Genomic DNA, 11,920 nt, shown 5'->3' with positions numbered 1-11,920 from the left:
GCAGCGCTTTCAGCGACAACGTATCTGCATGCTCGACCGTGGGAAGGCGCCGCTTCGTCATAAAGGGAGTGAATCATGATTTACGGAAAACGGGAATCCCTCTTGCCACCAAATCTGCTCCAGTTACTGTTGCTGCCGCTGGCGCGCGCCAGTGCGGCCTTAGCACGGCTCGACGAGCGCATGGCGCACTCGCCGGTCGGTACAGGGCTGATCGAACGGTTGCATTTTGCTGATGCCTGCGCGTCGCTGTGGCTCGATGGTGAACTGGTCGAGATGGAAGATCTCGTCCTGCATGAGGCAGCGCGCGATATCCGCTCACCCAGTCATGCTCTGACCATTGCCCGCGACGTGTTGCAAACACGGCGTCGCATTGCAGCGCAGCCACCGGGCTGGGCGCTGAGCCCCAACGGCTTGCGCAGTCTGCGGGTTGGCGGGCCGGCTTGGCCTGTACCATCAGCTGGAGATGACGGCATCGTCGCGAAAAGTGAAAGCGACGCGGTGTTCGATGCGGCGGTCGGTCGGCAGGACCGGGACGGGGCGGGGGGAAACAATCGTCTGGATGACGGGCTCGAGTTGCCGGGCATCGATCTCGACGCCATTGACGCGGTGCTAGCACGATCCGACGACGTGCTGGCAAGGGTGAAGCAGCCACAGCGGTTACCAAAGCCGGAGACAGACCCGCTGATCCGTGATCCCGACTGGGATGAAGAGGAACGGCTCAACGAATGGCGAACGGTGCTGCGTTCGATCCGCGATTTGCCGCCGGTGTTGCAGGCGATCCTGGCGCTCGATGCCTGGAACGAGCTCGCGGTTTTGCAGCGGGCGCCATGGCTTGGCCGTTTGCTGGCCGCCTCACTGCTCCGGCGCGACGGACTGACCACGAAGGCGCATCTTTTAAGCTTCAATGCCGGCTTGAAAACCATCCGCGTCGAACGGCGCCGTCATCGCAATTTCGAAACCCGGCTCATCGCTTGTCTCGAGGGGCTGAATGCCGGGATCGAGCTTGGTTTCAAGGAGCATGACCGGTTGCTGCTTGCGCGGCAGATGTTGGAGCGGCGGCTGACGGGACGACGCGCCTCGTCCAATCTGCCGGGGCTCATCGAACTGGTGCTGGCGAGGCCCCTGGTTTCAGCCGGTATGATCGCCGCAGAACTCGACATCACGCCCCGTGCCGCCCTTCGCCTCGTCGAAGAGCTCAACCTGCGCGAGATGACCGGCAGGGGGCGGTTTCGGGCGTGGGGGATTACTTGAATATCGATGCTACCAAACACCTAATCTCACGCTACAATGAAATTCTCGGTTTCAGCGTGAATGAATTTTCGCTAAGAGCGGCGGTCGGCAAAAAAGGTAGTGGGTATGGCTCTGCACAAGGATGAGGTCCTTAATTCTCTCGCGGCAACCGCAAATGTGGCGCAGTTCGTCAGTTTTCGCCCTTCGCGCAAAGGGACAGTGTCGCAGAGTTATTGCCGTGTCGCGGGCTACCCTGAAAACTACCGGTTTGGTGACGTGAAGGAAGCTGTCGCCGCTTTGTTGGCTGCCAGTTCTGACAATATGGTCAACGTAAGAAGCTATGAACCTAGTAGCCCTCGGAGCCGTGAGTTTGTTTATGGGCTCGAGACTGTAGAGTGCATCCTGGAAACAATCTCGCGCCTGTCAACCGAGAATCTGCACCTTATTGTCAATGAAACTATCGATATCCACGATGGCGGCGTATCCGGAGTTCTGCAGGGGCAACTAATAGAATTTGCGCCGGATGATACCCCGAGATGCGTCGAGAAACCAGGAATCGCTTCGCTACCTATGCATATGGGAGAGCGCATCCTCCACACGGTATATGGTTTCTCCCCCGATCTGAATTTTCCCCCTAACGCACGCGTCGAATTTAGCATTCATCCAAAGGCTAGAGGTTATCACCAACGTCACACAATTGTCTGGGAATTCGAACCAGATGTATCTGACTTTTTGCCGGCTGCAGTCCACTGGCCGAATCGTTTCAGCCAACACTTGGGCGACAAAGTATACGGTCTTCTCGTAGCCGACTGTTTGGGTTTACCGGTTCCGAAGACTACGGTCATTGCTCGACGGACGGCACCCTTCACCTTTGGCCGCGAGACAGGTTCCGCCGAGGTCTGGACGAGGACGTCTCCGCGCGAACCGCAGCCTGGCCTTTACACAACTGTGAAAGGTTGGATTGATCCATTTACGCTCCTTGGTAAAGAGGATCCGGATGGTGAGAACCTACGTTCGGTATTGTGCCAAGCCGCCGTTCGAGCAAAGTTCTCAGGTGCCGCTGTCGCCGGTCCCAAAGGGCATGTGATCATCGAGGGGCGGCGTGGTGAGGGTGACCTTTTCATGCTTGGCCATCAAGCCCCTGAACACCTTCCGTCGTTTGTCGTCGAGAATGTTCAGGCGACATATAAGGTCCTGTCCAACCGGCTTGGTCCAGTTCGCTTCGAGTGGGTACATGACGGAGATATAGTCTGGATCGTTCAGCTTCATTGTGGTGCCACAGGTTCTGAGGCAGATGTGATTGTTCCGGGCGAAGCTCGGTCCTGGATCGAATTTAATGTCGCTGATGGGCTTGAAGCTCTTCGGAAGCAATTGACATCCGTTAGAGATGGCCAAGGCCTTCTGATTATAGGCGACGTTGGCTTGACAAGCCACGTTGCAGATTTGCTACGAAAGGCTAGGCATCCTGCACGCCTGAAGGCAAAATCTACGCCTTAGGGATGATCGTCATCGGTCGCACGATCGCTTCTCCAAATTTCTTCGATGATATCGTTTCCACGGACCTTGTGGACCGCCAAAACGTGCTCAGCTACATCTGGGACGGAGTGATCGACTACCAATTCAACGACATTGTTTCGCTTCGGCCGCTTGGACCGCTCCTTAAAGGGAAAGTCTTCTATTCTCTTGAAAGTCTCTATGCCCCGCGGTTGGGGATTAAATAGCGTCGATCCGCTGTTCAATGGGCTCAGCCATATCCGATCTCTATGCGCCGCAATTAATCCGGCGGAATCGATGGTCAAAACCGTTTGGGACTTGTCCCTATAGGCCCTGGCCTTGAGAAGGCCCCAGACCCGAGATGCAGAGAGCCAGAAGAAGCTTCGTGAATTGAGAAGCTCATACCAGTCTTTTGGTGTTAGACTGTCCTGCAAACAACGAGCCAGCAAATGGTCCTGCATTGGCTTCTGATCCCGAATAACTGCGCCAAGTAGATTCTCTTTGGCCAGTGGTATCGATTCCGGTCGGCGCTCCGATTCAAGCGCGAAGCGTGCCTGTCCAGACACCTCGTAAAGGTCAAGCAACGCACTTGCGCTCAGCAGTCCGTGCTGTTGGATTGCTGGCCAAGCATCGTCATGTGCCATGTGATACAAACGAGGATAGATCGTGATCAGCTCATCTTCAGTCATTCCATGTCCTTCGATCAATCAGGCCCGTGCGGCCGAAGCCCTTAGAAATAAGTGACACGCGCAGACCACACACACGCTCGACATCCTCGATAAACTTTCGGCTCACCGAGTTAAGCTCGTCAAATGTTGTAGCACCAGAATTGTCGGCACCGAGATAATCGACAAATGTCAAAGCGATATCAGTCGCGCCGTTCCAATAGGCAGATCTTCTGATCTGCTCCCAATTAAATTCTGCCATTCTCCTCGTTTTTCCGGAAACGCTCCCAATCTCTGTCTTGTCGATGGTCTCGACGGGGAGGCCTGACCGCTTGGCAATTTCATCAAACGTAACAATGACGCCCATTGGGCCGGACTCGCCTCCTACCCGGATTGGATATGTCCGCGCGACGACAATAACCTTTCTGACTCGGTTAAACGGTATTCCGGCGTCTGACAGACAACCAGCCGCCGAAGTTTCCCGCGAAGTGACATGTGGGTAGGATCCATGGTGAATGCTGAGGTCAGTTCCCTGAGTCCCTTCAAGCATCACTCTTTTTCCCGAAGCCAGAGCAAACTCCACCTTTTCCCGAACATCTGCAAGATAATTCTGAAGTTCTGGAATATCTCGGGCCAGCCGCACTTTCGATCCCCAAGATAAATCTACGTCCCTGCCCATGATTTTTCGCGCTGCCGCTGCTCCGACGCCCTGCTTTGTGGAGGAAATTCCGTCGAGGAGTTTCTCCTCCAAAGCGATGTCGGCGTCTTCAATGATCATCGCTTGGGGATCAATGAAGAGTCCAGCTTCTTTAAGGCGCGGATGTCCATCGAGTTCAATGTTGAGCCGCTTAAGCGAAATGGTTGAACCTGCGGCAATGCAAATGTCTGCGTCGGGATTAGAGCCTGTCCCCGATGGAAGCTGCCTATAGGTGTATTCCGGGTCCTGCACCTTATGGCCAGCGTTTGGCCCACCAACACGGACGAGTAAGTCATACTCTTTTGCCAATAAGGCGCAGATATTGCCCTTTCCTTCGCTTCCCCACTGGCCGCCTACAAAAAGGTCCACAAAGCCAGCTGGGAGATCACTCGATAAAATTCCCGTGGTCGCGAAGGTCACACAAGACTTGATGTCAAACTTTTCCGTAGCGACGACGATATCGGCGATATGTGATAGGCGATCCACCCCAGACTCGGTCTGATCTACCGCAGCCTCATCGTAGGTCGGAGCTTCCCGCAGATGAGCAGGGCGCTTCTCGAAGCGTTCGATAAGGACATCACGCGGTGCCGTGAGATGGATGTGATGAACGTTTTCCCGGCCAAAACGTTTTCTCAGGTATTCTACTTGCCCGGGGATCCGGGCCGAATCGATAAGAAGGAACTTTTTGTCTAGAGGAAGGTCAGTTTTTGACGCTGCGTCGGACACCCAAGCTCCACCCGTCTCGCGATCCAACGCTGCTCCGGCCTCCTGGAGCGCTCTCCGCTCATTCGGTACGTGCTTAACGGTTACGATGTAATTCCGAGTGGAAAGCTTCTCGCACGGGTAGCGCCGCATAAGCTCTTGTGCAAATACAGTCTTACCCACTGCAATGGGCCCTGAAAGGACGATTATCTTCTTCAACGCTTGCACCCCCCCGGTGAATCGATATCACCTATAGGTAGCAGTGTTGAATTGATTCGCTCAAGAGAGATGACGATGAATAATCATGTTGCTGTAAAGATGAAATCAGGCCCTAGTATCATGCTCGCTAGTGGTAACTGGTTCGACCTTCTCGATCCTTGGAGTAGCGAGTTTACGATTGAAGACATTGCACAGGGGCTTGCGAACATTTGCCGATATTCGGGCCAGTGTTCAAGGTTTTATTCTGTAGCTGAGCACTCGATTTATGTCTCAGATTCTGTTGAAGAATTTAAGCTTGAGGCCCTCTTGCACGACGCTACCGAGGCGTTTCTTGGTGACATCACTCGTCCACTAAAGCAACTGTTGCCGCAGTATCAGGAGATTGAGAAGTCAGTCGAAGACGCAATATTTGCGCGCTTTGGTTTGGAGAAGTGCTCCAAAGCAGTGGTCAAAGCCGCAGATTTAAGGGTCCTCGCTGCCGAGCAGCGACAGGTGATGCCTGCTGGTACCGATTATTGGGCGGCTGGATCGGGCGTTCAACGGGCGGATATCCGCATTGAATTCCTTTCGCCTTCGGTCGCGCGCGAACGGTTCATGGCCAGTTACGCCATACTCACTGGCACATAACACGACAATGCTAGAGCGTAGACTCATAAACTGATGCACCAGATGCGGACAGCGATCAGTTTGACAGCAGCGAGGAAATTGTCCGGGTTCTTGTCGTAACGTGTGGCGATGCCACGATAGTGTTTGATGCGATTAAAGAACCGCTCGACCAGATTTCTCTGGCGATACACCCATGGCGAGAACGCGAAGACGTCCTTACGGTTGGATTTGGGTGGAATATTGGCCCAGATTTTCCGTTCTGCTGCTGTCTTGCGGATCGCATCGGTATCATAAGCTTTGTCCGCAAGCAGCGTGCCGCCTGCCTTGATGCGTTCAATGAGACCCTCGGCCTGAGAGCAATCTGCAACCTGCCCGCCGGTCAGGCAAAGATTGACCGGGCGGCCTTCCGCATCAACAATTGCGTGGATTTTGCTTGTGAGGCCGCCGCGGGAACGTCCCATGCAACCATCGTCGGCATCCCCCTTTTTCCTGTGGCTGCGTGCTGGTGAACACGAACACAGGTGCTATCGATCATCACGATGTCGCCATCATAAGCCTGAGAGACAGCCTCCAGCAGCCGATCCCAGACACCGGAACGACGCCAGCGAACGAACCGGTTGTAGCAGGTCGTTGCAATACCATAGCGTTCAGGGATTTCTGACCACGACGAGCCAGTGCGGAAGCGCCACAGGATCCCGTTGAGAACCATGCGGTCATCAACCCGTGGAACTCCACGAGGTTTGCACGGCAACAGGGGTGCAATAATTGACCATTCCCGTTCTGTGAGCTCATAGCGGCGACGTGACATCAAAGACCTCCAAATCCGAGGCCCTTGAATCACTAATCCATTCAAATAGCTAGCCTATTTATGAGTGCACGGCCTAGTGCTTTCTGTCGGTACAATGCAGGCCGAATTAATAGAGAACATTCGGAAGAACCCGCCTTGAGTGTCATCTCGAGCCAAGGTGTGTCCTTCAAACATGCACGGTTGGCGCCATGCCTGTGCAAAGCAAAAGCCAGCAGACGGTTTTGATCAGATGTCATACGGTCGCTCTCAGACTTATATCCAAGATCGTCCGACCAGGCATGCTGGAATAGAGTCTTGACCTGGATCTCGAAGAAATTTGGGACCAAATCGGAAGGCCAATCTGGCAAAACCAGCTCTGCCGGAAAGAGGCTTCTTCCCGGCAATTCAGCTGCCTAATGCAGCCGCTCGAAATCGACCATTCGACCGATCAACTGCGATCCGGACACACAACTGAATGGGGGATTAGCATCTTGATGCGCTTAACTTGGTTTTCACGAAAGTCATCCGTTCAAGACGCGAGCTCGAGATCCGAGATCGTAGATGGCTGCAAACTTATTTGTTAGATTTGTCGCCCTGGACAAACCTGTCGTAGGAATCTTCCTCAGCCTCTTCGCCTTGCCAGCGTGGACTAGTGTCTTCGAAATGGAGAAGCGTGATCTCCTGATCGTATCGATCTGAACGCAGGCACATCTCGACGAGGGGTTCCCGGAACCAGACCCCAGCGGGTTGCGCAAAGCCTTTTTTCGTCTCATCCGTGTGGACCCCGCGGACGGCTGCTGCTTGGCTCGGCAACTCGTACATGACATCCTTTGTCTTGATATAAAGGCCCGATTTTAGCGCTGCTTGGCTCGGCCTCGCCCAGAGCCCGAATCCTTCGTTCGAGACGATCATGATGGCTCTTGTTTCGGTGTATTCGAGCCAGCGCAGAACGGCTGCGGTCATCGAAACTCCGTAGCGCTTGGCGGCGGCACCCAACATCTCGAAGTCGGGCCTTGTCTTCGCGGGTATCTGCCTCCGGTAGTCATGCAGCGGCATTAGCAGGTTCGCTGCGAAGGTGTCTGCCTCCTTCTCGATCCCGTTCCCGGCACCGCGTAGGACGCTGTCTTCACTGCAGTAGAATCCGCGCTGGTACTCTTCGCTCTCGTCAACGAGCGTGCGGTGCAGGATGAAATGCCCGAACTCGTGTGCGATTGTGAACGCCCGACGCCCCGCCGACTGTCCTTTGTGGCAGACGACGCTCCACTGCCGCGGGCGTGTATCCGAGTAAACGAGCGCGCCCATGCACCCAGGAATGTCCATGTCCTCCACTGCGTGAATAGGACCTTCCGGTGAGATGTCGCGCGAGTAGGAGAGCGCGATGTGCTCGATCGGTACGGGGCCACCATCGAAGCGGTTTTCACCGAATGCAGCGTCGAGTAATCGGGTGATCTTGTTGGACTCCTTCAGCGGCTGTGCCTTTACGATGCTCATTTGGAAGGTTTAGCTCCAAGCGTGCGTGCGATCTCACGCAACTGCTTTTTCGTGCTGTCCGGTAAACCGCTGTACTCGCGGAAAAATGCGGTATCCTCAGCGGCCTCGCGACTCGCATTTTCATTCCCCAACAAGTAGTCGACGGTGACACTAAGCGCCGCGGCGATAGCTGCGAGCTTCTCGGCAGAAGGACGGGGTGGGTTCTTGTTCTCCAGCTCCCAAATGTAGCTTTTTGACGATTCTGTCATCTGTGCAAGCTGATCGAGTGTAAGGCCCTTCTCTACGCGTAATGTCTTTATTTTCGGGCCAAAGGTAGAGGTCATTGCAGGGAATATCCGGTTTTCTGTGGTTGTTCGGAGTAGACGTATCTTATGCCCCTTGACTTCGGTATTCAAGTCACTCATTTTGTTCAGAGTAGCGAACTTTCTCTTTCGTTGAAGAGAACCCTACTAAAGGAGGATAAACGTGATCACCAACGTAATGAGGCCGCCTGACGGCCGGGAGAGTAGAAATGACGATCCGCACACAACATACCGGAATTGACCCGTTTGAAGACCATCTGGACGGTCTGTTGGCGAAAATCGCCTTCATCCTCCAGCTTCCGCCCTCGTTCCATGAGAAAGCAACCGACCGCTACAAGGCGGTAAGAGAATATCTCGAGGGTACTGCAGCGTTTCAGGACCAGATCGAGCACTTTTACGCACAGGGTTCGATGGCGATCGACGCCACCATTTCGACCCGGGGCACGGAAGACGAATACGACATCGATATCGTCGCCCAGCTTGGTGGACGCTTCCTGACGATGTCGCCGCTTGAAATTCTCAAGGAACTCGAACGCTCGCTGAACGGTTACAGGGGCATGCGGGCGGTTCGACAGACGCGGTGTGTGACGCTCGGATACGCCGACAATATGCACCTGGATATCACGCCTGCACTTCGCGATGTCGGCACAGCTGAACGCCAGAGCCGCATCATGCACGCGAAAGGTCCGAACACTTCGGCGGATGATGACGAGATCCCGATGAATGCGTTTGGCTTCGCGCAGTGGTATAAGGATCGCACGCCTTTTGAACTGCGTGTGCACGAAGCCTTCAAGCGTCGCTGGCAGGATGAGGGAATTCTTTCCACTCGGGCCGACGCAGAGGTTGACGAAGTCGATGAGCAGGCAGACTTTGTGGTGAAAAACACGGCCACCCTGGCCCTACAGTTGCTCAAGCGCTACCGCAACATCATTTACGCCGGAAGGTCTGGTCGGATGCCTCCTTCGGTTATGCTCGCATATTATGCCGGCCTGATGGCAATGCCCGGCCTGAGGCTCTCGGACATGCTGATCCGCATCTGCGAGGCAATCGTACATGACATCGAGGTCGCTGAGACAAAAGGCATGTTGCTGCACGTTGAAAACCCCTGTTATAGCAAGGACATCTTCACCGATCGCTGGCCTTCCGACCGTTCGCAGCAGGTCGGGTTCTCAAATGACCTGAAAAGCCTTCTTGAAGGCCTGCGTCGCGCCCGAAAGGGATTGCTGATGCCGGACGCTTTGCGGGACTGGCTGCGCGAAACCTTTGGTGACCTGGTAGTTACCGAAGCCGTCAGAAGGCTATCGGAAGCGACTGGCAAATCGGTCCGCGAAAGTCAGCAGTCTTATACCAGAACTGGAGCATTCATCCTTCCGACGGCTACTGGGGCATCGCCTGCGATGGCTTCGCCAGTAAGCGCGACAAAGCACACGTTTTTCGGAAAGATCATCAAATGAGCCGAATGACGATCACTCAACAGATCGACCAGATGAAGGCGGACTGGCCCGCTTTCAAGGTCAAGAGCGTTAATCGTGCGGTGCCTTCAGCACGATGGGTCGGAACACTGAAGCCCCATCTCGTCGCTTACGTACTGGAAATCAGGCTCGTGAGGGGTTGGCCGCAGGTGCGAATTCTATCGCCCCAGTTGAAACGGCTACCAGATAACCCGGAGGGGCAACTTCCTCATATTTTCCCTCCGATCGAGGATCCTACACTCTGTCTATTCGATCCGAAGACAGACGAATGGGACCCGTCTATGTCAATCTCAAAGACGATCGTGCCGTGGTCCATCGATTGGATCGCTTGCTACGAGTTCTGGTTGATGACTGGAGCATGGGAAGGCGGCGGCCGACATCCCGTCGCCGAAGACACCCCAGAAGAAGGAACTTTACAATGAACTATATGCCACCCCGCCGCTCCGACGGTACCATCCAGCAGACCCGAGTGAAGTTGCCGTGGCCCAAGGACAGGCTATTTCGAATCTTGTCTATCGATGGCGGCGGCATCCGCGGTGTGTTCCCCGCAGCCTACCTCACCGAGATCGAACGCCGCTTTCTTGGTGGCGGATCGGTCGCCTCCCATTTCGACATGATCGCAGGAACGTCGACCGGCGGCATCATTGCCCTCGCCCTCGGGCACGGCATGAAGGCGCAGCAGGCCCTCGAAATCTACACCGAACGCGGCGAGCGTATTTTCCCGACGAAGGGACGTATTGGTACTATCGCACGTGCCCTTCGCTGGATCACTAAGCCGAAGCACGATCAGGAGGCTTTGAAGAACGAACTGCTGAAGGTTTTCGGCGAAAAGGTTCTCGATCTCTCGACCAAACGGCTTGTGATCCCGAGCTTTGAGGGACTGCACGGCGAACCATTCTTGTACAAGACGCCGCATCATCCGGATTACAAGAACGATCGCCACAAGCGGTTCGCGCACGTCGCCCTCCATACGACGGCGGCACCCTCATACTATCCTGGCGTAGACGACGATGGCTTCATCATGATCGACGGCGGTGTATGGGCGAACAATCCCGTGATGAATGCGTTAGTGGACGTACTAGCCTGCTATGATGTCCCGCGCGAAAACATCCGCATCCTGACCATCGGTACAGGCGAATCCAAGTTCACGGTTGACGAGAACGCCCGGAATGGCGGGGCCGCGACTTGGGCCTTCATGCGCTCCTTCAACGCCGCGGCGCGGGCACAGTCTAAGAATGCCCTTGGGCAGGCTTACCTGTTGGTCGGCAAGCAGAACGTGCTTCGCATTGATGCTCCGGAAAGTGATAAGCAGATCGCGCTCGACGACGTCGGACGTTCATTGCAAGAGCTTCCGAATGTCGCAAGAAGTCTCGTCGAAGGGTCAGGCCACCGGGTCTTGGACATGTTCCTGAAGGACGAAGTCGACCAATATGTAAAGTGCCCCATCGTCTAGCACGCAAGCGAGTTGCCACTACAATTGACTACCAACTGAATGGCAGCTCGCTCGGATTCGCCGACTACGAGCCGTCATTCCGCTTACGCCACCATATTAGCCGTTCCGCAAAATTCATGGCTACTTCCGCCGCTGAACAATTTCAGCGTGTTAGCTTATAGAGAATAATAAGGTTGACGGTTCGATTCCGCTCAAGGCGGAGCAGTCTGCGCTCCATCGACAGGAGCGTTATGACCCGCGGTATACTCACCTGTGACTTGCCGGCTCCTGTGCAATGCTATTGACGTGCAGCCATATGCCAAGGTCCTTCCGGGCGGGAACTTCTTCCTTGGTGACGAGCCACGGGGTGATCGGATCCGTAAGGTGGCAAACAGATTAGATTGGTTAGAGAGGAGCTGGCTCCGTGACTCAGTCGATTTTCGCTCTCCGGCGTGTACCTTTTTACCCAGCCACAAATCATTGAGCGAAAGACCGTCCCGCATTGCACTGTCATCATGTACAAGAGTTCACATGAGTTGGCATGAATACTGCAATGTCACCACTGCCAAAGGATAATCTGATCCCTAAAATGACGACACCTGAGATCGTTTATCGTGGCTCGCGCTAAAAACTCTCCCCATTTTTGAGACATCAACAGCAAGTGGAGCCGAGCCTTCCAAAGAGCGTCTTGACAAGGCACGGGAATTATACTGGAATACCAACCTATGGTTGCCCTGGCGGGGGAGGCTGCAGTAATGAAACCTTTTCCAATGATTTGCCACCTCCAGTTTTTTCAAAAGAGCGAGGTTGCCGATGAATATTC

At 54.7% G+C, this 11,920-nt stretch carries 11 protein-coding genes; 6 read left to right on the top strand and 5 right to left on the bottom strand.

All coding sequences use genetic code 11. The features are described 5' to 3' along the window. Window positions 1-75: 75 nt before the first annotated feature. The gene (locus tag ACYSN1_RS21725; protein WP_461727569.1) at window positions 76-1,251 is read left to right on the top strand and encodes an RHE_PE00001 family protein; all 1,176 of its coding nucleotides are present in this window, start codon (window positions 76-78) and stop codon (window positions 1,249-1,251) included. A 105-nt stretch (window positions 1,252-1,356) separates the two neighbouring features. Then, entirely contained in the window at window positions 1,357-2,727 is a 1,371-nt protein-coding gene (locus ACYSN1_RS21720; RefSeq protein WP_461727568.1) for a hypothetical protein, read from the top strand. Here the strand turns inward: ACYSN1_RS21720 and ACYSN1_RS21715 are convergent. Together ACYSN1_RS21715 and ACYSN1_RS21710 are read right to left on the bottom strand one after the other, a co-directional pair. Further along, window positions 2,724-3,413: a DUF7002 family protein gene (locus tag ACYSN1_RS21715; protein WP_461727567.1), complete on the bottom strand. Its 690-nt coding sequence runs from the start codon at window positions 3,411-3,413 to the stop codon at window positions 2,724-2,726. The two genes, ACYSN1_RS21720 and ACYSN1_RS21715, sit on opposite strands and share 4 nt — an antisense overlap. Then, window positions 3,406-5,016: an adenylosuccinate synthetase gene (locus ACYSN1_RS21710; RefSeq protein ID WP_461727566.1), complete on the bottom strand. Its 1,611-nt coding sequence runs from the start codon at window positions 5,014-5,016 to the stop codon at window positions 3,406-3,408. Before ACYSN1_RS21710 ends, ACYSN1_RS21715 begins: the two co-directional genes overlap by 8 nt. A 66-nt stretch (window positions 5,017-5,082) precedes the next feature. Between ACYSN1_RS21710 and ACYSN1_RS21705 the strand changes: the two genes are divergently transcribed. Continuing rightward, a complete protein-coding gene (locus tag ACYSN1_RS21705; protein ID WP_134157818.1) occupies window positions 5,083-5,634 on the top strand; it encodes an HD domain-containing protein in 552 nt (183 codons plus the stop codon). A 23-nt stretch (window positions 5,635-5,657) separates the two neighbouring features. On the opposite strand, the gene ACYSN1_RS21700 is transcribed toward ACYSN1_RS21705, so the two are convergent. From ACYSN1_RS21700 to ACYSN1_RS21690, 3 genes are all read right to left on the bottom strand, one after another. Next, a protein-coding gene (locus tag ACYSN1_RS21700) for an IS5 family transposase (RefSeq protein ID WP_461727565.1) occupies window positions 5,658-6,421 on the bottom strand; the annotation gives its coding sequence in 2 pieces (ribosomal slippage) (window positions 5,658-6,100 and window positions 6,100-6,421; 765 coding nt in all). A 552-nt stretch (window positions 6,422-6,973) separates the two neighbouring features. Then, window positions 6,974-7,891: an ImmA/IrrE family metallo-endopeptidase gene (locus tag ACYSN1_RS21695; protein WP_461727564.1), complete on the bottom strand. Its 918-nt coding sequence runs from the start codon at window positions 7,889-7,891 to the stop codon at window positions 6,974-6,976. Next, a complete protein-coding gene (locus ACYSN1_RS21690; RefSeq protein WP_461727563.1) occupies window positions 7,888-8,214 on the bottom strand; it encodes a helix-turn-helix domain-containing protein in 327 nt (108 codons plus the stop codon). The genes ACYSN1_RS21695 and ACYSN1_RS21690 overlap by 4 nt, the downstream gene beginning before the upstream one ends. A 188-nt stretch (window positions 8,215-8,402) precedes the next feature. Between ACYSN1_RS21690 and ACYSN1_RS21685 the strand changes: the two genes are divergently transcribed. Genes ACYSN1_RS21685 through ACYSN1_RS21675 form a run of 3 tightly spaced genes read left to right on the top strand, consistent with a single transcriptional unit; the run spans window position 8,403 to window position 11,118 of the window. Further along, window positions 8,403-9,647 (top strand): nucleotidyltransferase domain-containing protein, encoded by a 1,245-nt coding sequence (locus tag ACYSN1_RS21685; protein ID WP_461727562.1) that lies wholly within the window; start codon window positions 8,403-8,405, stop codon window positions 9,645-9,647. After that, a complete protein-coding gene (locus tag ACYSN1_RS21680) occupies window positions 9,644-10,087 on the top strand; it encodes a hypothetical protein (protein ID WP_461727561.1) in 444 nt (147 codons plus the stop codon). Before ACYSN1_RS21685 ends, ACYSN1_RS21680 begins: the two co-directional genes overlap by 4 nt. Further along, the gene (locus tag ACYSN1_RS21675; RefSeq protein WP_461727560.1) at window positions 10,084-11,118 is read left to right on the top strand and encodes a CBASS cGAMP-activated phospholipase; all 1,035 of its coding nucleotides are present in this window, start codon (window positions 10,084-10,086) and stop codon (window positions 11,116-11,118) included. The genes ACYSN1_RS21680 and ACYSN1_RS21675 overlap by 4 nt, the downstream gene beginning before the upstream one ends. Window positions 11,119-11,920 lie beyond the last annotated feature (802 nt).

The organism is Brucella sp. LJL56 (assembly GCF_054871705.1).
Note: the sequence above shows the minus strand (reverse complement) of the source record. Positions and strands in the feature narration are given on the sequence as shown.

What these genes read in the sequence shown, in the direction of transcription:
- ACYSN1_RS21725 (WP_461727569.1), top strand. Translation starts at nt 76, where the DNA reads ATGATTTACGGAAAACGGGAATCCCTCTTGCCACCAAATCTGCTCCAG.
- ACYSN1_RS21720 (WP_461727568.1), top strand. Translation starts at nt 1,357, where the DNA reads ATGGCTCTGCACAAGGATGAGGTCCTTAATTCTCTCGCGGCAACCGCA.
- ACYSN1_RS21715 (WP_461727567.1), bottom strand. Translation starts at nt 3,413, where the DNA reads ATGACTGAAGATGAGCTGATCACGATCTATCCTCGTTTGTATCACATG.
- ACYSN1_RS21705 (WP_134157818.1), top strand. Translation starts at nt 5,083, where the DNA reads ATGAATAATCATGTTGCTGTAAAGATGAAATCAGGCCCTAGTATCATG.
- ACYSN1_RS21695 (WP_461727564.1), bottom strand. Translation starts at nt 7,891, where the DNA reads ATGAGCATCGTAAAGGCACAGCCGCTGAAGGAGTCCAACAAGATCACC.
- ACYSN1_RS21690 (WP_461727563.1), bottom strand. Translation starts at nt 8,214, where the DNA reads ATGACCTCTACCTTTGGCCCGAAAATAAAGACATTACGCGTAGAGAAG.
- ACYSN1_RS21685 (WP_461727562.1), top strand. Translation starts at nt 8,403, where the DNA reads ATGACGATCCGCACACAACATACCGGAATTGACCCGTTTGAAGACCAT.
- ACYSN1_RS21680 (WP_461727561.1), top strand. Translation starts at nt 9,644, where the DNA reads ATGAGCCGAATGACGATCACTCAACAGATCGACCAGATGAAGGCGGAC.
- ACYSN1_RS21675 (WP_461727560.1), top strand. Translation starts at nt 10,084, where the DNA reads ATGAACTATATGCCACCCCGCCGCTCCGACGGTACCATCCAGCAGACC.